The following is a 22,027-nucleotide window of genomic DNA, read 5'->3' as shown; positions in this document are numbered from 1 at the left end:
GAAGGCCCCTGTCAGCGCCCGGCTGCGCAACGCCCGCCCGCAGATCGAATTATTATCTTTGATTAACAATACGTTGCGTTACCCATGGGTAACGCCCCCCGCGCCTGCACGCGGGGGCACAGGCGTTTTCAGCGTTCCTTGACGTAGGGCGCGCCCCCGGCGCGGGGCGGGATCGCCTTGCCCACGAATCCGGCGAGGATGATCACCGTCATCACGTAGGGCAGGCCGCCCAGAAGCGGGCCGGGCACCTTCAGCCCGATCACTGCTTCGATCACGTCCGGACGCGTTTCCAGCGCCCCGAAAAGCCCGAAAAGCAGCGTCGCCCAAAGCGCGTACCACGGGCGCCACTTGGCAAAGATGAGCGCGGCCAGCGCGATGAAGCCGCGGCCCGCCGACATGTCCTTGACGAAACCGGCCTGCAGGGCGGTGCTCAGGTAGGCCCCCGCGAGGCCGCAGAGCACGCCCGCGATCAGCACCGCGGCATAACGCAGCCCCACCACGGAAACCCCGGCGGTGTCCACGGCGGCGGGGTTTTCGCCAACGGCCCGCAGGCGCAGGCCGAAGCGGGTCCGGAACAGCACCCACCACGTCAGGGGCACGGCCAGAAAGGCGATGTAGACAAGGATCGAATGCCCCGAGATCAGCTCGGCATAAAGCGGGCCGATCACCGGCACATCCGCCACGGCGGCGGCGCCGGGCAGGGTGATGCCCTCGAACCGCGCATCTCCGGTCAGGCCCGGTGTGCGCCCGCCCTGGCGGAACCAGTCCTGCGCGACCAGCACGGTCATCCCGGCAGCCAGCAGGTTGATCGCCACGCCCGAGATCAGCTGGTTGCCCCGAAAGGTGATCGAGGCGACGCCGTGGATCGCCGCCAGCACCAGCGATGCCGCGATGCCTCCCAGCAGACCCACCCATGCCGATCCGGTCAGGAAGGCGACGGCGGCAGTGAAGAAGGCGGCGGCCAGCATCTTGCCTTCCAGCCCGATGTCGAAAATCCCGGCGCGTTCCGAAAACAGCCCGGCAAGGCAGGCCAGCAGCAGTGGCGTGGCGAAACGCACGGTGGAATCGAGCAGCTGGATGAGGGTGATGTAATCCATGGGTCCGCTCACTCCGCCGGTTTGCGATCGGGGCCGGGCGCGCGGCGCAGGCGGCGCGCCAGGAACAGCCGTTCCAGCGGCATCCGCACCATGTTGTCCAGCGCCCCGGTGAACAGGATCACCAGCGCCTGGATCACCACGATCAGTTCCCGCGGGATCGTCGTCCAGAGCGCCAGCTCGGCGCCGCCCTGGTACAGAAAGCCGAACAGGATCGCGGCGATGACCACGCCCAGCGGATGGCTGCGCCCCATGAGCGCCACGGCGATGCCGATGAATCCCGCGCCCTCGGTCGAGTTCAGCAGAAGTTTCTCCGCCTCTCCCATCACGGTGTTGACCCCCATCAGGCCGGCCAGACCGCCCGAGATCAGCATGGTGATGACGGTGATGCGGACCGGGTTGATCCCGGCATATTTCGCGGCCGATTCCGAATGGCCGAAGGCCCGGATCTCGTAGCCCAGCCGGGTGCGCCACATCAGCACCCAGACGGCAAAGGCGCTGGCCAGCGCGATCAGGAAGGTGACGTTGACGCTGTCGTCCTTCGACGCGCGGAAGCCCATGCTGCCCAGCACGGAGTTCAGGGTCGGCAGGTCGAGGTGCGGGGCGAACCGCGCGCTCGACGGGTCCGCCTGGCCCACGGGCTTGAGGAATTCGTTCAGCAAGTAGATCAGCAGGGCGGAGGCGATGAAGTTGAACATGATCGTGGTGATCACGATATGGCTGCCGCGTTTGGCCTGCAGATACGCGGGGATGAACGCCCATGCGGCGCCGAAGATCGCGGCACCCAGCGATGCGGCCACCAGCCCCAGGGTCCAGTGCGGCCAGGGGATGAACAGGAGCGCCAGCGCAACACCCAGCCCGCCCAGCATCGCCTGTCCCTCGCCGCCGATGTTGAAGAGCCGGGCGTGAAAGGCGACGGCCACGGCGAGCCCGGTAAAGATGAAGTTCGTCGCGTAGTAGAGCGTGTACCCCCAGCCGCGCACCGATCCCACAGCGCCTTCGACCATCAGCTTGGTCGCGGCCACCGGGTCTTCCCCGATCGCGAGGATCACCAGCGCCGAGATGACAGCGGCCAGAAAAAGCGAGATCAGGGGGACAAGGACCACCTCGGCCCATTTCGGCATCACGTCCATTTCAGGCTCCCTTGTCCGTGGCGTGAACGTGGGCGAGGTTGGCCTCGATCTCTTCCACGGAATGTTCGTGTGCGGTGTCGGTGATCCCCGCCATCAGCAGGCCGAGCTCCTTCTCGTTGGTATCCGCGGGGAGGCGTTCGCCCATGATGCGCCCGTCGAACATGACGGCGATCCGGTCCGACAGGGCGAGGATTTCCTCCAGTTCGACCGAGACCAGCAGGATCGCCTTGCCCTGGTCGCGCAGGGCGACGATCTGTTCGTGGATGAATTCGATCGCGCCGATGTCGACGCCGCGGGTGGGTTGCCCGATCAGCAGCAGATCGGGATTGCGTTCGATCTCGCGGGCCAGCACGACCTTCTGCTGGTTCCCGCCCGAAAAGTTCTTGGCCGCGAGACGCGGGTTCGGCGGGCGCACGTCGAAGCGTTCCATCTTGCGGGCCGTGTCCTCGCGGATCGCCGCGTTGTTCATCAGGAACCCGGTATTGTAGGCCGGGTCGTCGTGGTAGCCGAAGGCGGTGTTTTCCCAGGCTTGGAAATCCATGATCAGCCCTTCGCGTTGCCGGTCCTCGGGCACGTGGGCGACGCCGCTCTTGCGCCGTGTCTTGCCGTCGGATTTCTTGCCCGTGACGTCCAGTGGCTGACCGTTGAGAAGTGCTGTGCCCTGACCGGCCTTCATGCCGCCCAGCACCTCGAGCAGTTCGGATTGCCCGTTGCCCGCGACACCTGCGATGCCCACGATCTCGCCCGCGCGCACCTTCAGGTCGATGCCGCGCAGCCTTTCGACGCCGCTGGAATCGATCACGCGCAGGCCTTGCACGTCCAGCACCACCTCGCCGGGCTGGGCAGGGGTCTTGTCCACGCGCAGCAGCACCTTGCGGCCCACCATCAGTTCCGCCAGTTCGGCCGGAGAGGTGTCTGCCGTCCTGACCGTCGCGGTCATCTCGCCCCGGCGCATGACGCTGACCGTGTCGGTGATTTCCATGATCTCGCGCAGCTTGTGAGTGATCAGGATGATCGTCTTGCCCTCTTCGCGCAGCCGCGCGAGGATCCGGAACAGTTGGTCCGCCTCCGCCGGGGTCAGCACGCCGGTCGGCTCGTCAAGGATCAGGATGTCCGCCTGCCGGTACAGCGCCTTGAGGATCTCGACGCGCTGCTGCATGCCCACGCCGATGTCCTCGATCTTGGCGTCGGGGTCCACGTTCAGACCGTAGTCCGCCGCGAGGTCCACCAGCGTACGGCGGGCCTTGGCCAGCGAGGGGGTGAGCATCCGCCCGTCCTCGGCCCCGAGGATGATGTTTTCCAGAACGGTGAAGTTTTCAACCAGCTTGAAATGCTGGAATACCATGCCGATGCCGCTGGCGATCGCCGCCTGGCTGTCGGTGATGTTCGCCTTGCGGCCCGAGACGAAGATCTCGCCCCGGTCGGCCTTGTAGAAGCCATAGAGGATCGACATGAGCGTCGATTTGCCCGCGCCGTTCTCGCCTATGATCCCGTGGATCGTGCCCGGCATCACGCGGATGGAGATGTCCTTGTTGGCCTGCACCGGGCCGAAGGACTTGGAAATGCCCTTCAGCTCGATGGCCGGGGCAGCCGTTTCCGGCTGCCCCGTTGTCGCATCCGCGTTCATGTCCTCAGAAGTCCAGTGCCGGGCAGCTGTCGTCGGACATGTAGTCATGCACCTGAAGCGAGCCGTCCGCGATCTTGGCGGCCGCCTCGTCCACGGCGGTCTTCATCTCTTCGGTCACGAGGTCCGCGTTGTTCTCGTCCATCGCGTAGCCGATACCGCCGTTGCCGACGCCCATCACGTTGAACCCCTTTTCCATGCCGGGGCCGTCCTGGAACGCCTGGTAAACGGCGTTGTCCACGCGCTTGAGCATGGAGGTCAGAACCTGGCCCGGGTGCAGGTGGTTCTGGTTGCTGTCCACGCCGATGGACAGGATATCCTCGTCCGCGGCGGTCTGCAGCACGCCGACGCCGGTGCCGCCCGCGGCGGCATAGACCACGTCGGCACCCTGTGAAATCTGCGCCTTGGTCAGCTCAGAGCCCTTCACGGGGTCGTTCCACGCCGCGGGCGTGGTGCCGGTCATGTTGGCCAGAACCGTCGCGTCCGGGTTGGCCGCCTTGACGCCCTGCGCGTAGCCGCATGCGAACTTGCGGATCAGCGGGATGTCCATGCCGCCGATGAAGCCGACGGTGCCGGATTCGGAGGCCATCGCCGCCATCATGCCGACAAGGTAGGAGCCCTCGTGTTCGTTGAACACGACCGAGCGCACGTTGGGCTGGTCGACCACCATGTCGATGATCGCGAAATCGGTTTCGGGGTAGTCGGGGGCGACCTGGCTCAGGACGTCACCGAAGGCGAAGCCGGTCATCACGATCGGGTTGTTGCCCGCCTCGGCGAAGCGGCGCAGCGCCTGCTCGCGCTGGGCTTCGGACTGAAGCTCGATCTCGCGGAAGCTTTCGCCGGTCTCTTCCGCCCAGCGCTGCGCGCCGGTGAAGGCGGCTTCGTTGAAGCTCTTGTCGAACTTGCCGCCGAGATCGAAGATCAGCGCGGGTTCGGCCAGCGCGGCACCTGCGCCGAGCGCGGTGGCGGCGGCAGCGCCGAGGAATTTGGTCATAAGGGTCATGTCAGTCTCCCGGTTTTTCATGTTGGGGCACGGCGCACGCGGCACCCGCCCGAGATCAGATGATCAGGACCAATTTAGGGGGCAGGCAGGGGGGAGGGTCAACCGCTTTCTGTGCTCGCCGGGGGTGAATCCGGGGCGTGACCACGCGGAAAGCGGCGCTGCATGATCACGGCGTCGGCATCGGGGCCGACGGTGCGGCGGTAATAGGCCGGGCGGGTGCCGATGACGGCAAAGCCGTGCCGGTCGTAGAGCGCGCGCGCGGCTGCATTGTCGGCGGCCACCTCGAGGAAGGCGGTGGCGGCCCGGCCCGCGATGCTGTCGAGCCAGTCGGTCAGCAGGCGTGCGCCGATGCCCCGGCGTTGGTGGGCGGGATCGACGGCGAGAGTCAGCAGCTCCGCCTCGTCGAGCACCAGCCGCGTCAGGGCAAACCCGTGCGGATCGCGGTGCAGCCGGACGTGGGGGCTGTCGAGAAGGCTGCCGATCTCCGCCGCGGACCATGCCCGGTCGGTCGAAAAGGCGGCGGCGTGCAACCGGGCCAGCGCCTCGGGGGTCACGGCAGGATCGTCGGCGGGGCGTCGCGCGCCGGTGCCGCATCCGCGGGACGCAGATAAAGCGGCGCGGGCCGGTCGGAGGCGGTGGCGTAACGCGCGGCGGTGATCCGCGCGATGGCCTCGGCCACCGGATGCCGGGGCGGCTGGCCTCCCGCGCCGATCAGCGGGCCGTCGAAGGGGGGCAGGGCGTCGGCATCCAGTTGCTGCGGGTCCGCTGGAAGCGACGTGTTTTCAAAGGCCTGAACGTAGACCTGGCCGCGCCGCGCATCCACGGCACAGGCGCAGGGGCCGGTCGTCCCGAGCCGGAGCGCGTCAAAGCCTGAAACCCCCACCGCGGGCACACCCAGCCCCAGCGCGAGGCCGCGCGCGGCGGACACGCCGATGCGGATGCCGGTGAAATTGCCCGGCCCGATGCCGACACCGATGGCATTAAGGTCGGCATAGGTCACGCCCGCTGCGTCCAGCACTTCGGCGCAGAGGCCCATCAGGCGTTCAGCCTGCCCCTTGGCCATGTCCTCGTGGCGGCTGACCACGATGTCTTCGTTCGACAGCAAAGCGGCCGCGCAATGCGCGGCCGATGTGTCGAAAGCCAGGATCAGCGGCCCGTGACGGCCCGTGTCAGGCAACCGGACGCACCTCTGTGACTTCGGGGATGTAGTGGCGAAGCAGGTTCTCGATCCCCATCTTGAGGGTCAGCGTGGACGAGGGGCAGCCCGCGCAGGCGCCCTGCATGTGCAGGTAAACCACACCGCGCTCGAAGCCGTGGAAGGTGATGTCGCCACCGTCCTGCGCCACGGCGGGGCGCACGCGGCTGTCCAGCAACTCCTTGATCTGGCCAACGATTTCGCCGTCCTCGCCGGAATGTTCGGCGTGGCCGGACGTGGCCTTGTGATCCTCGGCCATGACGCTCTGCCCGGACTGGTAATGCTCCATGATGGCGCCCAGAAGCGCGGGTTTCACGTGATCCCATTCCACCGCGTCATCTTTCGTCACGGTCACGAAATCGGTGCCGAAGAACACGCCGGTGACGCCGTTGACACCGAACAGGCGGGTCGCCAGCGGAGAGTTCTGCGCCGCGTCGGCGGACGGAAAATCGGCGGTCCCCATCTCGAGAACGGACTGGCCCGGCAGGAATTTCAGCGTTGCGGGGTTCGGCGTGGATTCGGTCTGGATAAACATCGGTTTTCCCTATCTCTGGTTGTCCTAGATATGCGGGCTGGCGCCGCGCGAGTCAAGGTGTCTGGAATCATTCTAAATCGGGGCGGCCCCTCGCCGCGGGCTCGGCCAAGCGCCGCCGATGCGCCTTGAGAATCCATTTTGAGCCGGCGCGGAACAGGCGTATTTCACGGGTATCGGGACATGAGTCGCGGCGGTGAGCCGCACTGCACTGTCCCTTTTCATGGAGAACGGAATGGACATTATCCTGGGCCTGTGCGCGGCAAGCGTCACGGTCCTGATGTTTTGCTGGGCGTTCGGCGCGCATCGCCGGGCGGTCCCGGCGGGCTGGACCCTCTGGCCGGGCGCCAGCATGCTGACCTGCGTGGCGCTGACGATGCTCGCGCCGCTGAGCCTCGGCCTTTTCGTCCGGGCGGCAATGGCCCCGGCGCGGGTGGTCGAGACCTTCAACTGGGAAGCGGCACTGGTCGCGGTGGCGCTGATGGCGCTGGCGGCGATCCTCGGGCCGGTGCTGATCCGGCCGGCGCGAAGCGGGGCACGCCCCACCGTCGTCAGCGCGGTGGCGGCACCCGTCGCGACGGCGTGAAAGGGGCGGCGGCCTAGCTGATCGCTTCGAGCCGCTCCTTGCTCATATCGCCGGGGACAATGGTCACGGGCACCGGCAATGACCCGGCGGAGCGGGACATCTGGGTGACCAGCGGTCCCGGACCCTTCTTCTTGTCCGCCGAGGCGCCCAGCACCAGCACGCCGATTTCCGGGTCCTCGGCGATGTACTCGATGATCTCGTCCGTGGGTTCGCCCTCGCGGATGACCAGCTCGGGGTCGACATTCTGCTTGTCGCGCATCCACTTCGCGAACACCTCGAAGTGGACCTCGATGCGTTCGCGGGCTTCCTGACGCATGATGTCGCCCACGCCGATCCAGTGGTTGAACTCGTCCGGGGGGATCACCGCCAGAACGGTGACGCCGCCGCCGGTGCGCGCCGCACGCAGCGCCGCGAAACGCATCGCATTCAGGCATTCGGTGCTGTCGTCCAGCACCACGAGGAACTTGCGCATCTGTGGTCTCCCTTGGCGGCGCGATCATGGCCGCTGCCGCGGTACGAGGCAATCGCAATCTGAAAGAACGGACCCCGGCCTAGCGCCCGCTTGCCGCCCAGTCCCAGTACATTTCGCGCACGCGGCGGGTGACCGGGTTCGCGTTCGCGCCGGTTTCGTAGGTCGTGTCGTCGAAAGCGCTGACCGGCGTGACCTTCATCATGTTGCCGGACAGGAATACCTCGTCGGCGGCGTGGAAATCATCGAAGGAGAGAACGGTTTCATGCACCTTCATCCCGTCCGCCTTCATGTTGGCGATGTGGCGCGCGCGGGTGATGCCCGCCAGGAAGGTGCCGTTGGGGATGGGAGTGAAGACTTCGCCGTCGCGAACCATGAAGATGTTGGCGGTGGCGGTTTCCGCCACGTTGCCCATGGCGTCGGCCACGAGGGCGTTGCCGAAGCCCTTGGCGCGCGCCTCGGTCAGCATGCGGGCGTTGTTGGGATAGAGGCAGCCCGCCTTGGCGTTGACCACGTTGTCTTCGAGCACGGGACGGCGGAAGCGGGTGCGGGTGAGTGTCGTCGCGGCCTCGGGCGGGGCCATCGGGATTTCCTCGAGCGAGACGGCGAAGCCGGTGGCGTTCTCGCGCGGGACGATGCCCAGCTCGTCGCCTTCAATCGCCCAGTACATGGGCCGGATGTAGACAGGCTGCCCCTTGCCGTAGCTTTCCAGCCCTTCGCGGATCAGCTCGACCATCGCGTCGGCCTGCACCGTGGGCGTGATCATAAGCGCCTCGGCGGAGCGGTTGATGCGCGCGCAGTGGCGGTCGAGATCGGGGGCCAGACCGTCGAACAGCCGCGCGCCGTCGAACACCGTGGTGCCCAGCCATGCGCCGTGGTCTGCGGCCTTCATGATCATCTTGTCCCCGTCATGCCACTGGCCGTCGAAGTAGGTCTTGATATTGGTGCCGGTGGCCATGTCGTCTTCCTAGGTTTTGGGGGCGCTGCGGTAGATGCCTTCGGGCAGGTTCAGCGCGGCGGTGAGGTCGCGCAGCTGCTCGGGCGACAGCGTGATCCGGGAAATCCGGTCCGTGCGCGGATCCCATTGTTCGAAGGTGATCTCTGAGTCGAAGGCCTGAACGGTCACGTCCTCGCGCAGCGGGGCGCTGCCTTCATCGACCAGGGTGATCACGCTGGCGTCGAATTCGTGTTCGATCGTAAACATGGCGCGAAACTGATCCTTTCGGCGGTTCATTGCAAGAGGGCGCGTCAAAGTCACGTGATCGGGGTGGTCCCTGTCGCGCGCTGTGATAGAACCGGAGCGAACGCCACCCCCCGGAGGATCCACAGCCGATGTTCAAGAAGACCGTCCTGCTTCTGGGGGCCATTGTCACGCTTGCGGCCTGCGAGGTCGCGCCGGTGCAGCCCTTGCCAGCCCCGACCGGCAGCGCCCCGTCCGCCGGGCCGCGGCTGAGCAGCGATCAGGCCGCGAGAAGTTTCGTCGAGGTGGTCAGGACGGTGGAGCCCGTGGCGGAACGCGAGTGCCGGAACCGGACCACGGGGGTCAATTGCGATTTCAACATCGCGGTGGACGACCGCCCCGGTCAGCCCGCCAACGCCTACCAGACATTGGACAAGCAGGGGCGGCCGGTGATCTTCTTCACGCTCGGCCTGATCGCGGATGCGCGCAACTCGGACGAGCTGGCCTTCGTGCTGGGGCACGAGGCGGCGCACCACATCGCCGGGCACATCAACCGCCAGCAGCAGAACGCGGTGGCGGGGGCGGTGATCTTCGCGGGCCTCGCGACGCTGAGCGGCGGCAATGCCGAGGCGGTGCAGAACGCGCAGCGGCTGGGAGCCGAAGTGGGCGCGCGCCGCTATTCCAAGGATTTCGAGCTCGAGGCCGACGCGCTGGGCACCATCATCACGGCACGGTCCGGCTACAACCCGCTGCGGGGGGCGGAGTTCTTTACCCGCATTCCCGATCCCGGCGACAAGTTCCTGGGCACGCATCCACCGAACGCGGCGCGGCTGGACGTCGTGCGGCGCACCGTCGCCGGGCTTTGACCGCCGGGGCGGCCATGCTGCGCAAGCTGGGTATCGTGCTGACCGACCGGGGATCGAAATACGCGGTGTCCGGTGCGCCGGTCCGGGACCGGGCTGACGTGGACGCGGTGCTCAGGGATCTCAGGCGGGACAAGGCCTATGCCAAGGCCACGCATAACACCTGGGGCGTGCAGCTGTCGGAGGGCGGGCCGCTCAAGGGCGACGACGGAGAGGCCGGGGCCGGCATGGTCATCCTGCGGATGCTGGAACGGGCGGAGATCCTCGACCACGTGATCGTGGTGACAAGGTGGTACGGCGGCAAGCACCTTGGCGGCGATCGGTTCCGCCACGTCCAGACCTGTGTCTCAGCCTACCTTGAGGGCGATGGCGACGGCGGCGAAGAAGCAGGTTGAGGCGCTGAGGACGAAGCTGTGCCAGATCGCGTTCTGGAACCGGAACTCCGGCTTGGCAAAGACCCATGCCCCGACGGAATAGATGATGCCGCCGGTGCCGACGAGGAACAGCGCCGCCGGTGGCAGCACCTGCCACATCGGCCAGAACAGCAGCACCGCCAGCCAGCCCATCAGCAGGTAGAGCGCGAGCGAGCCGCGTCCGTCGGTGCCCCAGAACCAGAGCTTGGCCACCGCGCCCACCAGCGCCAGCGCCCAGACGATCGCGAGGACGACATAGGCGAATCCGCTGCCGATCAGCGCGACGAAGGGCGTGTAGGTGCCCGCTATCTTGAAGTAGATCGCGGCGTGGTCGATCCGGTTGAGAAGCGGGCGCGTCTTGTCCACCGGTGACAGGTGATAGACCGCGGAGGCGATGAAGGCGAATAGCATGCAGCCGGCGTAGAGCGCCGCCGCCGTGGTCAGCCGGTCGGAGCCCGCCGCCTCGATCAGGAGGAGGATGGAGGCGGGAATGGCCAGCGCGAGGCCCGCGACATGCACCGCGCCGTCCGCCACCGTTTCCGATCTGGAGTATGGATAAGCCATGAAACGAGGCTAACACGCCTGCATGAAGTTTCCATGATGACCCTTCGTCAGCCTGACTGACGGTGTCGTTACCCGCCGCGGGACTGCCGCCGCAGGTGCAGCCGGTAGAGCAGGGGCGCGAGAACCCGGTCATAGAGCCATGACGCCGTGCCGTGCAGGCCGGGCAGCGAGAATACCCGCGCAAGCCACCGGGTCTGGGGGATCTCGCGCCAGAGCACGATGAAGGCCGGCAGGCCCGCGTAGGTCTGCCCGTCCTTTCGCACGTGCAGGCGTTTCGCGGCGTCGTCCGCGCTGATGCCCCAGTCCGCCAGCCGGTCGCTGTCCGACAGGTCGTCGTAGGTGATGGGCAGCGCCTGACGGTCGCTCAGCCGCGCGTAGTGGTTTACTTCCCGGCTGCACACGGGGCAGGATGCGTTGTAAAGAACCTTGGTGTCGTCGTTCATACCGCGAAAGTAGGGCGGCGGGGCGACCCGTACAGGCCTAGCGGGGCTTGTTGCTGTCGATCCAGCGCGACATCAGCGTCTTGTCCTGAAAACATTCCGGCGGGACGTTGCCCCGCTTCAGCCGGGCGATGCGTTCGGCAAAGGCGACCTGCCGGGAGGATGGGTAGTTGGCGAACCTGCCCGCGGGCGGCGCGGCCCTGTGGGCGTCGATCCAGGCGGAGAGGGCCGCGCGGTCGCGTTCGATCCCCTTGGGCAGGGGGTCGCCCGTCTTGGACGCGAGAATGCGCGCGTAGCTCATCTGCTTTTCCGTCGCGGCTAGGGGCGGGCCGAGCGGCAGGTCGGGCTGCGCATCCCGACGGTCGAAAAGGTCTGGCGTGGCATGGTCCGGTGTCATCTGAAGTACCTCGCGGCTGCTTGGCTTCACATATAGAACATAAAGAGAACATTTTCAAGCATTGGTTCACAACGCCTCGTCTCCATGCTCAAGATGTAGGGTGCAGGCTCGGCATTTCAACTAGATGTGCAATGCGCGGCGGCGGGTCGGTGCGCGCAGCATTGTCACGCCCGACGCCGGGACGCGGCGGGGCGGCGGCATGGCCGGGAAGGAATGTCAGGCGAGGCCGGCGTGGCGACCGGGGTGAATTTTCCGGCGCGGAAAACCGGGCGGATCAGGCAGGGACGACCCGACCCCAGAGATCGTATTCGCCCGCTTCCTCGACTTCGACCGTGACGATGTCGCCGACGGTCAGATCGGAGAAATCCTCGTCGATGAAGAGGTTGCCGTCGATCTCGGGGGCGTCGGCCTTGGTGCGGCAGGTGGCGGCGTCTTCGTCGATCTCGTCGATGATGACGTCCATCCGCCGGCCCACCTTGGCGGCGAGCTTGGCTTCGGAAATGGCCTGCGCCTTTTCCATGAAGCGGTCCCAGCGGTCCTGCTTGACCTCTGCCGGGACGTGATCCGGCAGGTCGTTGGACCGTGCGCCCGCGACGTTTTCGTACTGGAAGCAGCCGACGCGGTCGAGCTGCGCCTCGTCCAGCCAGTCCAGCAGGGTCTGGAACTCGGCCTCGGTCTCGCCGGGGTAGCCGACGATGAAGGTGGAGCGCAGCGTGATGTCCGGGCACTGCGCGCGCCACGCGGCGATCTCGTCGAGCGTTTTCGCCGCCGCCGCGGGCCGCGCCATGCGTTTGAGCACATCGGGGTGGGCGTGCTGGAACGGGATGTCGAGGTAGGGCAGCACCAGGCCTTCCGCCATCAGGGGGATGAGGTTGCGCACGTGGGGGTAGGGATAGACGTAGTGCAGCCGTACCCAAGCGCCGAGACTGCCCAGATCGCGGGCGAGGTCGGTGATATGGGCGCGGTGGCCGCGGTCTTCGGCGTGCCTGATGTCGACGCCGTAGGCGGAGGTGTCCTGGCTGATGACCAGAAGCTCCTTCACGCCGTTCTCCACCAGCTTTTCCGCCTCGCGGATCACGGCATGGGCGGGGCGGGACTGCAGCCGTCCCCGCATGTCGGGGATGATGCAGAACTTGCACTTGTGATTGCAGCCCTCGGAAATCTTGAGGTAGCTGTAATGGCGTGGCGTCAGCGAGACCTGCTGCGCGGGCAGCAGATCGATGAAGGGATCGGGCGCGGGCGGCACCGCGGCGTGCACCGCGTCGAGCACCTGTTCGTACTGGTGCGGCCCGGTCACGGCGAGAATGCGGGGGTGGTGTTCGCGGATGTAGTCGGGCTCGGCCCCGAGACAGCCGGTCACGATCACGCGACCGTTCTCGGCCAGCGCCTCGCCGATGGCTTCGAGGCTCTCGGCCTTGGCCGAATCGAGAAAGCCGCATGTGTTCACGATCACCGCGTCGGCCCCGGCGTAGTCAGGCGAGACGCCGTATCCCTCGGCCCGGAGCCGGGTGAGAATCCGTTCGGAATCCACCAGCGCCTTGGGGCAGCCGAGGCTGACCATGCCTATGGACGGCTGGCCGGGGCGGCCGGTGTCGCCCAGCCGCGCGCGGGGCGCGAGATCGGGGCGAAGATCTGGTGGGTTTGTGCTCATGTTCTGCGCTATAGAGGATGCAAGGGGGCTGGGAAAGCCTCGTCGGTCGAGGAGAGCGGGCATGAAGTGGGTCATTCGGATCATCGGCGCATTGATGCTGATCGTGGTTCTGGTGGTGGTCGGGTTGCTGATGCTGCCGGCGGAACGGATCGCCGGCATCGCGGCGGACCAGTTGCGCAAGGTCACGGGGCGGGACGTGACGATCACCGGCGATGTCTCCATGACGTTCTGGCCGGTGCTGGGCGTGAGCGCGGACAGGCTCGAGGTCGGGAACGCCGACTGGGCCAAGGAAGGGGCGATGCTGTCCACCTCCAACGCCGCCATCGGCGTGGATGCGATGGCGCTGCTGCGGGGGGAGATCAGGATCACCAACATCGCGGCGGAAAGCCCCACGATCCGGTTGGAAAGCCGCCGGGACGGGCGGGCGAGCTGGCAGTTCACCGATGCCACGGGCGCGGCGCAGATAGAGACCGGGACCGCGCCGGAACGCACGGCGCGGCCCGTGGCGATCGAAAAGCTGAACATCACCGACGCGACGCTGATCTACGACGCCGAGGGGGCGGACCTGTTGACCTATAGCGGTGTCGATCTGTCGCTGGACTGGCCCGAGGGCAGCGGCCCTGCCGATCTGCGTGCGGTGTTGCGGCCTGCGGGCGCGCCGGTGACCGTCGCCGCGCGGATCGGGGCGTTCTCGCAGTTTCTGGCCGGAGAGGTGCAGCCGGTCGAGGCCACCGTCACGGCCCCCTCCGGCGAGGTCACGCTGGACGGACGGGCGGCGCTGAACGGCGCCGTGGCAGGACGGGTCGCGTTCGATACATCGGACACGGCCGCGTTCCTTGCGGCGTTGGGCCAGCCGGGTGTCGCCCTGCCGCGCGGGCTGGGGCAGCGGCTGGCCGTGACGACGGACCTCACCCTGACGCCGGAGCGCCGGCTGTCGCTGCGCGAGCTGGTGGCGGACCTCGGTGGCAACACGCTGCGCGGCGCGGCGGACATCGGCCTGAACGGCACGCCGCAGGTCAACGCACAGCTGAACGCCGGGGCGCTGGACCTGACGGGGGTGACCGGCGGCGGCGCGGCGGAAGGGGCCGACGCGACGGCTGGTGCCGGTGGCGGCGGCTGGTCGACGGCGCCGATCGACGCGTCGGGCCTTGCCGCCTTCAACGGGGAGATCGCCCTGAGCGCCGACAGCATCGACCTCGGCGCGCTGAAACTGGGGGCCTCGCGCACGCTGCTCAGCAACGACCGGTCGAGGATGGTCTTCGAGATGCGCGAGGTCGCGGGCTACGGCGGGCGGCTGACCGGGCAGTTCGTGATGAACAACCGCTCCGGCCTGTCGGTGGGCGGGGCCGTGCAGGCGCAGGGGGTGCAGATGAACCCGCTGCTGACCGACCTTGCGGACCTCACCCGCTTCAGCGGCCAGGGAGATGCGGAGGTGTCGTTCCTCGGCGTCGGGCAGAGCGTGGACGCGATCATGCGGTCGCTGTCGGGCAAGGGCGCGGTCAAGGTGGGGCGCGGCACGATCGAGGGGATCGATCTGGATGCGCTGCTGGGATCCTTCGACGTGAAGGGGGGCACGACGATCTTCGATTCCCTCGGGGCGAAATTCACCATGGACGCGGGGGTGCTGCGCAACGACGACCTGTTGCTGCTGCTGCCCAATTTCAACGCGACCGGCGCGGGGCAGGTGAACCTCGGCGCGCAGACACTGGACTATACCGTGACCCCCAAGGCGCTGCGGGTCAACGGGGACCGGGGGCTGGCGGTGCCGGTCCGCATCAGCGGCCCCTGGGCCGACCCGTCGATCCGGCCCGACCTCAAGGCGGCGGTGGACCTGAACTTTGCCGCCGAGAAGGCGCAGATCGAGGACCGGGTAAAGCAGAAACTGGCCGAGGAACTGGACCTCGATCCGCAGGACGGCAGGTCGATCGAGGAGGCGGTGAAGGACAAGGTGGAGGACCGGCTGAAACAGCGCCTGCTGAAGATCCTCGAATAGCGCGGGCCGCGCGCATCGTCCTGTCGACCGCGCGGCGCAGTCTTGGGGTTCCGCCCGCCGCGCTGCTGCGTTACATCTGCACGGCGCAGTCGCAGGAGCATCCCATGGCCAACGATCTATTCAACAGCTTCATGACCGGTCCCGATGAGAAGGGGCGGTTCGGCGAATTCGGCGGGCGTTTCGTGTCCGAGACGCTGATGCCGCTGATCCTCGAACTGGAAGAACAGTACGAGATCGCGAAGACCGACCAGAGCTTCTGGGACGAGATGGATTTCCTGTGGAAGCATTACGTCGGCCGGCCCAGCCCGCTCTACTTTGCCGAACGGCTGACCGAAGACCTTGGCGGGGCCAAGGTGTACATGAAGCGTGACGAGCTGAACCACACCGGCGCGCACAAGATCAACAACGTCCTGGGCCAGATCATCCTTGCCCGGCGCATGGGCAAGAAGCGCATCATCGCCGAGACCGGGGCGGGGCAGCACGGGGTCGCGACCGCCACGGTCTGCGCCAAGTTCGGGTTGAAATGCGTGGTCTACATGGGGGCGCACGACGTGGAGCGGCAGGCCCCCAACGTGTTCCGCATGAAGCTGCTGGGCGCCGAGGTCATTCCCGTGACCTCGGGGCGGGGCACCCTGAAGGACGCCATGAACGACGCGCTGCGCGACTGGGTGACGAACGTGCGCGATACCTTCTACTGCATCGGCACCGTGGCGGGCCCGCACCCCTATCCGGCGATGGTCCGCGACTTCCAGTCGATCATCGGCAAGGAGGTGCGCGAGCAGATGACCGAGGCCGAGGGGCGTTTCCCCGACACGGTGATCGCCGCCATCGGCGGCGGCTCCAACGCCATGGGGCTGTTCTATCCCTTCCTCGACGACAAGGAGGTCCGGATCATCGGGGTCGAGGCCGGCGGCAAGGGCGTGAACGAGAAGATGGAGCATTGCGCCTCGCTCACCGGGGGGCGGCCGGGCGTGCTGCACGGCAACCGCACCTACCTGCTGCAGGACGAGGACGGGCAGATCCTCGAAGGGTTCAGCATCTCGGCGGGTCTCGACTATCCGGGTATCGGGCCGGAACATGCCTGGCTGCATGACATCGGGCGGGCGGAATATGTGTCCATCACGGACAAGGAGGCGCTGGCCGCCTTCCAGAAGTGCTGTGCGCTGGAGGGAATCATCCCGGCGCTGGAGCCGAGCCATGCGCTGGCCCACGTGATGAAGATCGCCCCGGAACTGCCGAAGGATCACATCATCTGCATGAACATGTGCGGCCGCGGCGACAAGGACATCTTTACCGTCGCCAAGGCGCTGGGGTTCGAGATGGGCGATTTCGCCTGACACGGACGTCCCGGGGGCTCTGCCCCCGGACCCCCGGAGGTATTTGGGGCATAAAGAAGATCAGCGCGTCAGTTCGAGGATGTCGAAGTCGCTTTCCACCGCCGGGGCGGGGAACATCAGCCGTGCGCGCCGCGGGCTGACCCGCTCGAACACGGCCACGTCGGTCTGGACGCGACCGTCCGAGACGAAATCGGCGGGAAGGTCGGCATAATCGGCGGGAGTTTCGTCGGCCACGTAGCCGACCCCCACGTAGACCGCGCGCCCCTCGCGGAAGCTGATCGTGCCGTGTGTCAGTTGCGATCCCGTGAGCTTCTCGAAGGCGAAGGTGCCATCCGGGCGCAGGGTGAAGCGGCACCTGAAATCGGTGTAGACCACCAGCGCGCTGATGCCGCCCAGTTTCATCGTCCGGCAGGACCAGTCGCCCGCCAGCGTTTCGTCGAAGGCCACCTGCGGCGTGCCCGAGAGCGCCGTAACCAGCGCGGCCACGTCCCCCTCGGCGCCGCCGGCCAGCGCCTGCAGCAGCGCGCGGCCCGCGGCGCTTTCGAACCCGTCGAGCCGGGCGGCGTCCGCGGCACGCAGGTCGACTTGCGCGGGGGCGGCGGTGGCTGTCAGCAGCAGGGCGAGGGCGGGGCCGAGGCAGGGCTTCATGGCATGTCCTTTCAGCGGAGAGGGAGACGGATGGGGCGGTGGTCAGTCGCCGCCGGCGGCATGCGCCTGCAGCACGTCGAGCGGCACGATGTCCAGTGCGCGCCGGTGGGTCGCGGCCAGGTGCACCCGTGGCGCGCAGCCCTCGTCGGCGGCCTGCAGGAAGCGGCTGGCGCAGAGGCACCACGGGTCGCCCGGTTTCAGACCGGCAAAGCCGTACTCGGGCCGCGGCGTGCTCAGATCGTTGCCGACGTACTTGGAATAGGCAAGGAATTCGGCGGTCATGACAGCGCAGACCGTGTGGCTGCCCTGATCGGCGGCGCAGGTGTTGCAGTGACCGTCGCGGAAGAACCCGGTGACGGGGTCGGTGCCGCAGACCGCCAGCGGCCCGCCGGTCACGTTGATGCTGTCTTCGGGTTCCATGCGGTCCTCACAGGTTTCGGGCGATGGCGCGGAACATGTCCACGTTCTGGTCGTTCGCGCCGGGGGCGCGGAACTGGCGGTCGGCGGCGGTGGTGACGATGACGACCTGCCGCGCGGTGTCGATGTAGATGTACTGCCCGTAGATGCCGCGCGCCATGTATTCGCCCGGCGCGGACCCGTCGGGGATCCACCACTGGTAGCCGTAGCCGGCGCCGCCCGGCGCGCTCGGCTCGGTCGAGGCGTCGACCCAGTCGGCCGGGACGATCTGCCGACCCTGCCACGCGCCGCGCTGGGCGTACATCTGGCCGAAGCGGGCGTAGTCCCGCGTGGTCAGGTTCAGACCGCCGAGCACGAAGGCGGTGCCCACCCCGTCGGTGACATAATAGGGGGCGTATTCCAGCCCGAGCGGCTGGATGATGTGTTCGCTCAGCAGGTCGGCCACCGGCTTGCCCGCGGCCCCGCGCACGACCATGCCGATCACATGCGTGTCGATGGAGACGTATTTCCATGTCTCTCCCGGTTCGGCGAAGGTTTCTGTCAGGTGGGCGGCGAAGTCGTCCATCCGGCCGCCCAGTGCCAGCACCCGGCCCATGCGGTTGATGTCGGAATTGAAGTCCAGGTAATCCTCGTCGAAGGTCACACCGCTCGCCATGTTGAGAACCTGCCGCAGGCTGGCGCCGTCGTAGGCCCCGCCCTGCAGCAAGGACGCGTACTTGGTGACCGGGTCGTCGATCGATTCGATGGTGCCGTCGTCGAGCAGAACGCCCACGAGCGCCGAGAGGAAGCTCTTGGCCACCGACCAGCTGATCCGCCGGTCCTCGGCAGAGGTGCCCTGGTAATAGCTTTCGTGCACGATCTCGCCGTCCTTGAGCACCAGCAACGACGTCAGGCTGCGTTCCTCCACCCAGTCATCGGTGCCGGGAGGAAGGGCGGCATCCGGGCCGTAGGGCAGCGGACTGGTCGGCCCGTTGCCGCGCGGCACCTCCGTAGTCAGGAACGCACGGTCCATGTGGCTGAAGTTGTCGACGATCTTTTCCTCGGAGAACAGCGAGTTCACGGCCATGAGCCGGGTGATCTCCTCGCGTTTCCACAGGCCCGCGGCCACCGCGATCACGATGAGCAACAGCAGGGCGCGGAAGGTCCATTTCAGAAAGCTGCGCATGTCCGTTTCCTTGCCTATCGGGGGCATCCAATCACAGCGGGGCGCGCGGCACCAGTGTCAGCCGTGGGTCCAGTTGATCCAGCGGCCATGAAAATCGGCGCGTCCGAGGTCGAGCGTGACGTCGCCGGGCCAGAACCGCAGAACGAGGGCCGCCCCGGCCTTGCCCGTTGTGTCACCGTCGCTTTCCATCGACAGCCACGCCAGCGGGCGGTGCGCGGTGGCGCGCGCGCCCGCGGCCTCGATCATGGCGCGGCCCCGGTCGCGGGCGGACTTGGGGAAATACTGCCACGCGACGGTATTCTGGATCAGGTGGAGGTGTCTTTCGGGCGCGCTTGGCAGGCGGCGCGAGAGCCAGTCTATGGCGTCTCCGCGGACGACCGGCACGGTGGCCACCGAGGCGGCGGCGCGGGTCAGCACCTGCCGCTGCGGCTGATCGGGCCAGAGATAGGCCGTCAGCCGCAGGAGGTCTTCGCCCTGCGCGGGATCGAGGGGGTTCAGGTCGACGCCCGCGCGGGAGGCCACGCGGGGCCGGGCGGAAGGCGGCAGCGGCCCCGCCCATTCCGGGGTCAGGGTGAGAACCGGGGTCTGCGCGCCGAAGCGTGTTCCTTCGATCTCCAGCGCGAAGTGATCCCACATCAGGTTCAGACCGCCGCTTGCGCCGAGCTCGCTGAGGTGGATCGGCAGATCGAACTGCTGAACGGCCACGTGCGCGCCCGCGATCAGGGCGGCGGAACGGCGGACCTCGTTGGTTTGCGGCGCGCTGTCGGTCCAGTCGAGAAGGAAGGCTTCGTGCCTTGACAGGGCCGCCACCACGGCATCGCGCAGGGCGCTCTCGCTGGCGTCATGGGGCGGGTAGAGCGCGGCCAGTTCGGGGGAGGCACGGTTCAGCACCAGCGCGTGCAGACCGCCCGCGAGGCGCAGGGGCAGGGAATGGCCCGCGGGGCCGATGTCGCCCTCGAAGGCCGCGAACTTGCGGCCCAATGCGCTGTCGGTGGGCCAGTTTGCCGAGAGGATGGTCAGCAGTTTTCCCATGAAGGGAGAGCCGAGGCGGGTGCAGGTATCGGCCTGATACTCGAAGGCTTCCCGCAGGTTCACCGAAAGCGTTCCATCAGTTTCTGCAGGGGCGACTTGTCGGGATCCGGTTCGGGCGTTGTTGGTTCGGGCCCTGTTTCTTGCGCGGGCTTCGCGGGCTGCGGCCCCTTCGTTCCCGTGCCGGACCGCGGCGGGTTGACCCGCATCGCGACGGTGTTGAGAAACTTGGCCGTATCCCAGGCGGCAAGGTCCGGGGCGCCCTCGCCGATCCCGCGCAACACGTCGTCCAGCCATGCCTCGTCGGCCTTGGGGAAATCGCGCAGCACGTAGCCCGGCACGGCGTCCTTGTGACCCGGATGGCCGACGCCCAGCCGAACGCGATGATAGTCCGGTCCGATGTGCTGGTGCAGCGACCGCAGGCCGTTGTGGCCCGCGTGGCCGCCGCCGGTCTTGCACTTGACCTTGCCGGGCGCGAGGTCGATTTCATCATGCAGAACAATGACATCCTGCGGCTCGATCTTGTAGAACTTGGCCGCTGCCTGAACCGACTGGCCCGAGTTGTTCATGAAGGTTTCGGGCTTGAGCAGCACCGCGCGCAGGCTGCCGAAACGCCCCTCGCTCACGGCGCCCTGATGCTTGCCCTTCCATGCCGGAAAGCCGTGTTCGGCCGCGATGCGGTCGAGTGCCATGAAGCCGATGTTGTGGCGGTTCCGGGCGTACTTGGCGCCGGGGTTGCCGAGGCCGACGATGAGTTTCATGCGCGTCTCCTGCTGGGGTCGCACACACCCTAGCAAAGGCCGTGGGCAAACGGAACGCGGTGTCGACGGCCCAGTGGGGATAGATGGCCCGGTCCGCCGTCACGACGGGAACCCCTTTGGGGAGGGCCGCGCAACTTTTCCTTGTTCCCCGCCCATTGTCGCCAGATTCCGGGGCTATCCCGGCCACTCGGACGCCGCATGCATGCAGGCAGCCGACAGCACGGGGTAGTTTATGAAACACGATGTCGTCACGACCGGAAGCACGGCCGATGCGGACCTCGCCGTCCAGGTGATAGATACGCCCGCGGGCTTTGCCGCGCTGCGGGAGGAATGGCAGGCGCTGGAAGCGCGCGACCCGGAAACCACGGTGTTCCTGTCCTGGGCTTGGTTCAACGAGGCCTTCGCCGACCAGCTTTACCGATGGAGCGTGCTGGTCGTGCGGGATGGCGCGGGTGATGTGATCTGCCTGGTGCCGCTGAAATACCGCGTTCACTGGAGCGGCAGCAGGCAGGAGTTCCAGACCCAGTTGCAGGCCGGGGGGCGCCTGTTGTGGAGCGAGTACACCGGGTTTCTCTGCGCGCCGGAGCTGCAGCGCGAGGGGCTGGAGGCAGCGGCGCGGCACCTGGCGGCGATGCCTTGGATCAGCCTGTCTATGCGGTATGTCGCGCAAGCCGGGCGGTGCCGCATCTTTACCGACGCGCTGGAGCAGGCAGGCATCGCCGTTCGGTACCAGCCCTACATGATAAACCGGGGCGAGACCGACAACCTGAAATGCCCGCAGGTGACGCTGCCGGATGACTTTGACACCTATCTCGCCGCATCCGTCAGCCGCAACAGGCGCCAGCAATACAACCGGTTCCGCCGAAAGCACCTCGATACGGGCGATTACCGCATCACCCATGCCACCGGCGACACGTTAGAGGCTGACCTCGACACGCTGATGCGCTTCTGGGCCGACACATGGGGCGAGAAGAAGGGCCGTCAGACCGAAGGGATCGTGGCGCAATACCGCAGGATGCTGACAGCCGCCGCGCGCACGGACAGCCTGTTCCTGCCGGTGCTGTGGCAGGGCGACAGGCCGCTGGGTGCGCTGGGCCACGTGATCGACCGCCGCCGTGGCATGGTGCATTTCATCATGGTGGGCCGGGACCAGACGGCGGAGGAACCCTTTGTCGGGGCGGCGCTGCATTTTCACGCCATCGCCTGGGCGATCGAACAGGGCTTTGGCTGCTACGATTTCAGCCATGGCAACGAGCCCTACAAATACGGCTACGGGGCGCAGGACGTCGATGTGCTGTTCTTCGAGGCGCGCCGCCGGGAGCCGTCGGACGACACCGTGTTCGATTCCCTCTGCCTCGGGGCGGCGCTGGCGCGGTTGCAGGGTTTCATCGAAGAGGGCCGGACCGACCGTGCGACCCGCGCCTGCGCGCAACTGGCGCGGCTGCTGAGCTGACGGGAGCGGGGGCCGCGCCGCCCCCCGAACGCAAACGGGGCCGCCAAAGGCGACCCCGCTGAACTTTCCAATGGATAGGC

25 protein-coding genes are annotated in these 22,027 nt (G+C 67.3%); 6 read left to right on the top strand and 19 right to left on the bottom strand.

Annotated features, from left to right (window positions below; all coding sequences use genetic code 11):
* Positions 1-128 precede the first annotated feature (128 nt).
* From BOO69_RS13600 to BOO69_RS13570, 7 genes are all read right to left on the bottom strand, one after another.
* Positions 129-1,097, bottom strand: a complete 969-nt coding sequence (locus BOO69_RS13600) for an ABC transporter permease (protein ID WP_071972653.1) — start codon at positions 1,095-1,097, stop codon at positions 129-131.
* Between the two features lie 8 nt (positions 1,098-1,105).
* On the bottom strand, positions 1,106-2,227 hold the full coding sequence (locus BOO69_RS13595) for an ABC transporter permease (RefSeq protein ID WP_071972652.1): 1,122 nt from the start codon (positions 2,225-2,227) through the stop codon (positions 1,106-1,108).
* A gap of 1 nt (position 2,228) precedes the next feature.
* Positions 2,229-3,854, bottom strand: a complete 1,626-nt coding sequence (locus BOO69_RS13590; protein WP_071972651.1) for an ABC transporter ATP-binding protein — start codon at positions 3,852-3,854, stop codon at positions 2,229-2,231.
* Between the two features lie 4 nt (positions 3,855-3,858).
* Positions 3,859-4,854, bottom strand: coding sequence for a BMP family lipoprotein (locus BOO69_RS13585; RefSeq protein ID WP_071972650.1), 996 nt, complete (start codon positions 4,852-4,854; stop codon positions 3,859-3,861).
* A gap of 98 nt (positions 4,855-4,952) precedes the next feature.
* Complete coding sequence (locus BOO69_RS13580; protein ID WP_071972649.1) at positions 4,953-5,408, bottom strand: GNAT family N-acetyltransferase; 456 nt, start codon at positions 5,406-5,408, stop codon at positions 4,953-4,955.
* A complete protein-coding gene (gene tsaB, locus BOO69_RS13575) occupies positions 5,405-6,031 on the bottom strand; it encodes a tRNA (adenosine(37)-N6)-threonylcarbamoyltransferase complex dimerization subunit type 1 TsaB (RefSeq protein WP_071972648.1) in 627 nt (208 codons plus the stop codon). The genes BOO69_RS13580 and tsaB overlap by 4 nt, the downstream gene beginning before the upstream one ends.
* Entirely contained in the window at positions 6,024-6,584 is a 561-nt protein-coding gene (locus tag BOO69_RS13570) for a NifU family protein (protein WP_071972647.1), read from the bottom strand. The genes tsaB and BOO69_RS13570 overlap by 8 nt, the downstream gene beginning before the upstream one ends.
* Before the next feature lie 232 nt (positions 6,585-6,816).
* On the opposite strand from BOO69_RS13570, the gene BOO69_RS13565 reads away from it, so the two are divergent.
* Complete coding sequence (locus tag BOO69_RS13565; RefSeq protein ID WP_156874931.1) at positions 6,817-7,167, top strand: hypothetical protein; 351 nt, start codon at positions 6,817-6,819, stop codon at positions 7,165-7,167.
* Positions 7,168-7,180: 13 nt separating this feature from the next.
* On the opposite strand, the gene BOO69_RS13560 is transcribed toward BOO69_RS13565, so the two are convergent.
* From BOO69_RS13560 to BOO69_RS13550, 3 genes are all read right to left on the bottom strand, one after another.
* Positions 7,181-7,639 (bottom strand): universal stress protein, encoded by a 459-nt coding sequence (locus BOO69_RS13560; protein WP_071972645.1) that lies wholly within the window; start codon positions 7,637-7,639, stop codon positions 7,181-7,183.
* Between the two features lie 79 nt (positions 7,640-7,718).
* Complete coding sequence (locus BOO69_RS13555) at positions 7,719-8,594, bottom strand: branched-chain amino acid aminotransferase (RefSeq protein ID WP_071972644.1); 876 nt, start codon at positions 8,592-8,594, stop codon at positions 7,719-7,721.
* Between the two features lie 9 nt (positions 8,595-8,603).
* Positions 8,604-8,840 (bottom strand): hypothetical protein, encoded by a 237-nt coding sequence (locus BOO69_RS13550; RefSeq protein WP_071972643.1) that lies wholly within the window; start codon positions 8,838-8,840, stop codon positions 8,604-8,606.
* Between the two features lie 128 nt (positions 8,841-8,968).
* On the opposite strand from BOO69_RS13550, the gene BOO69_RS13545 reads away from it, so the two are divergent.
* The gene (locus tag BOO69_RS13545) at positions 8,969-9,682 is read left to right on the top strand and encodes a M48 family metallopeptidase (RefSeq protein WP_071972642.1); all 714 of its coding nucleotides are present in this window, start codon (positions 8,969-8,971) and stop codon (positions 9,680-9,682) included.
* 14 nt (positions 9,683-9,696) lie between these two features.
* On the top strand, positions 9,697-10,074 hold the full coding sequence (locus tag BOO69_RS13540) for a YigZ family protein (protein ID WP_418361293.1): 378 nt from the start codon (positions 9,697-9,699) through the stop codon (positions 10,072-10,074).
* Here the strand turns inward: BOO69_RS13540 and trhA are convergent.
* The 4 genes from trhA to rimO all read right to left on the bottom strand — a co-directional run bounded on the left by trhA (position 10,027) and on the right by rimO (position 13,144).
* Positions 10,027-10,656, bottom strand: coding sequence for a PAQR family membrane homeostasis protein TrhA (gene trhA / locus BOO69_RS13535; protein ID WP_071972641.1), 630 nt, complete (start codon positions 10,654-10,656; stop codon positions 10,027-10,029). The two genes, BOO69_RS13540 and trhA, sit on opposite strands and share 48 nt — an antisense overlap.
* 68 nt (positions 10,657-10,724) lie before the next feature.
* Complete coding sequence (locus BOO69_RS13530; RefSeq protein ID WP_071972640.1) at positions 10,725-11,099, bottom strand: thiol-disulfide oxidoreductase DCC family protein; 375 nt, start codon at positions 11,097-11,099, stop codon at positions 10,725-10,727.
* A gap of 37 nt (positions 11,100-11,136) precedes the next feature.
* Positions 11,137-11,493, bottom strand: a complete 357-nt coding sequence (locus BOO69_RS13525; protein WP_237267464.1) for a hypothetical protein — start codon at positions 11,491-11,493, stop codon at positions 11,137-11,139.
* A gap of 274 nt (positions 11,494-11,767) precedes the next feature.
* Positions 11,768-13,144, bottom strand: a complete 1,377-nt coding sequence (rimO, locus tag BOO69_RS13520; RefSeq protein ID WP_071972639.1) for a 30S ribosomal protein S12 methylthiotransferase RimO — start codon at positions 13,142-13,144, stop codon at positions 11,768-11,770.
* A gap of 61 nt (positions 13,145-13,205) precedes the next feature.
* On the opposite strand from rimO, the gene BOO69_RS13515 reads away from it, so the two are divergent.
* Together BOO69_RS13515 and trpB are read left to right on the top strand one after the other, a co-directional pair.
* Positions 13,206-15,137 (top strand): AsmA family protein, encoded by a 1,932-nt coding sequence (locus tag BOO69_RS13515; RefSeq protein ID WP_071972638.1) that lies wholly within the window; start codon positions 13,206-13,208, stop codon positions 15,135-15,137.
* Positions 15,138-15,241: 104 nt separating this feature from the next.
* Positions 15,242-16,474, top strand: coding sequence for a tryptophan synthase subunit beta (gene trpB, locus BOO69_RS13510; RefSeq protein ID WP_071972637.1), 1,233 nt, complete (start codon positions 15,242-15,244; stop codon positions 16,472-16,474).
* Between the two features lie 60 nt (positions 16,475-16,534).
* Here trpB and BOO69_RS13505 read toward each other — a convergent pair whose 3' ends face one another.
* The 5 genes from BOO69_RS13505 to pth are packed head-to-tail and all read right to left on the bottom strand — an operon-like array spanning position 16,535 to position 20,494.
* Positions 16,535-17,122, bottom strand: coding sequence for a DUF4893 domain-containing protein (locus BOO69_RS13505; RefSeq protein ID WP_071972636.1), 588 nt, complete (start codon positions 17,120-17,122; stop codon positions 16,535-16,537).
* Between the two features lie 42 nt (positions 17,123-17,164).
* Complete coding sequence (locus BOO69_RS13500) at positions 17,165-17,542, bottom strand: DUF2237 family protein (RefSeq protein ID WP_071972635.1); 378 nt, start codon at positions 17,540-17,542, stop codon at positions 17,165-17,167.
* Positions 17,543-17,549: 7 nt separating this feature from the next.
* On the bottom strand, positions 17,550-18,704 hold the full coding sequence (locus BOO69_RS13495) for a serine hydrolase domain-containing protein (RefSeq protein ID WP_071972634.1): 1,155 nt from the start codon (positions 18,702-18,704) through the stop codon (positions 17,550-17,552).
* Between the two features lie 57 nt (positions 18,705-18,761).
* Complete coding sequence (locus tag BOO69_RS13490) at positions 18,762-19,799, bottom strand: DUF2332 domain-containing protein (RefSeq protein ID WP_071972633.1); 1,038 nt, start codon at positions 19,797-19,799, stop codon at positions 18,762-18,764.
* A complete protein-coding gene (gene pth / locus BOO69_RS13485; protein WP_071972632.1) occupies positions 19,796-20,494 on the bottom strand; it encodes an aminoacyl-tRNA hydrolase in 699 nt (232 codons plus the stop codon). The genes BOO69_RS13490 and pth overlap by 4 nt, the downstream gene beginning before the upstream one ends.
* A 232-nt stretch (positions 20,495-20,726) precedes the next feature.
* On the opposite strand from pth, the gene BOO69_RS13480 reads away from it, so the two are divergent.
* Entirely contained in the window at positions 20,727-21,947 is a 1,221-nt protein-coding gene (locus BOO69_RS13480; RefSeq protein WP_071972631.1) for a GNAT family N-acetyltransferase, read from the top strand.
* The last annotated feature ends 80 nt before the right edge of the window (positions 21,948-22,027 follow it).

The sequence above is a fragment of the Sulfitobacter alexandrii genome, from assembly GCF_001886735.1.
Taxonomy (GTDB): domain Bacteria; phylum Pseudomonadota; class Alphaproteobacteria; order Rhodobacterales; family Rhodobacteraceae; genus Sulfitobacter; species Sulfitobacter alexandrii.
Note: the sequence above shows the minus strand (reverse complement) of the source record. Positions and strands in the feature narration are given on the sequence as shown.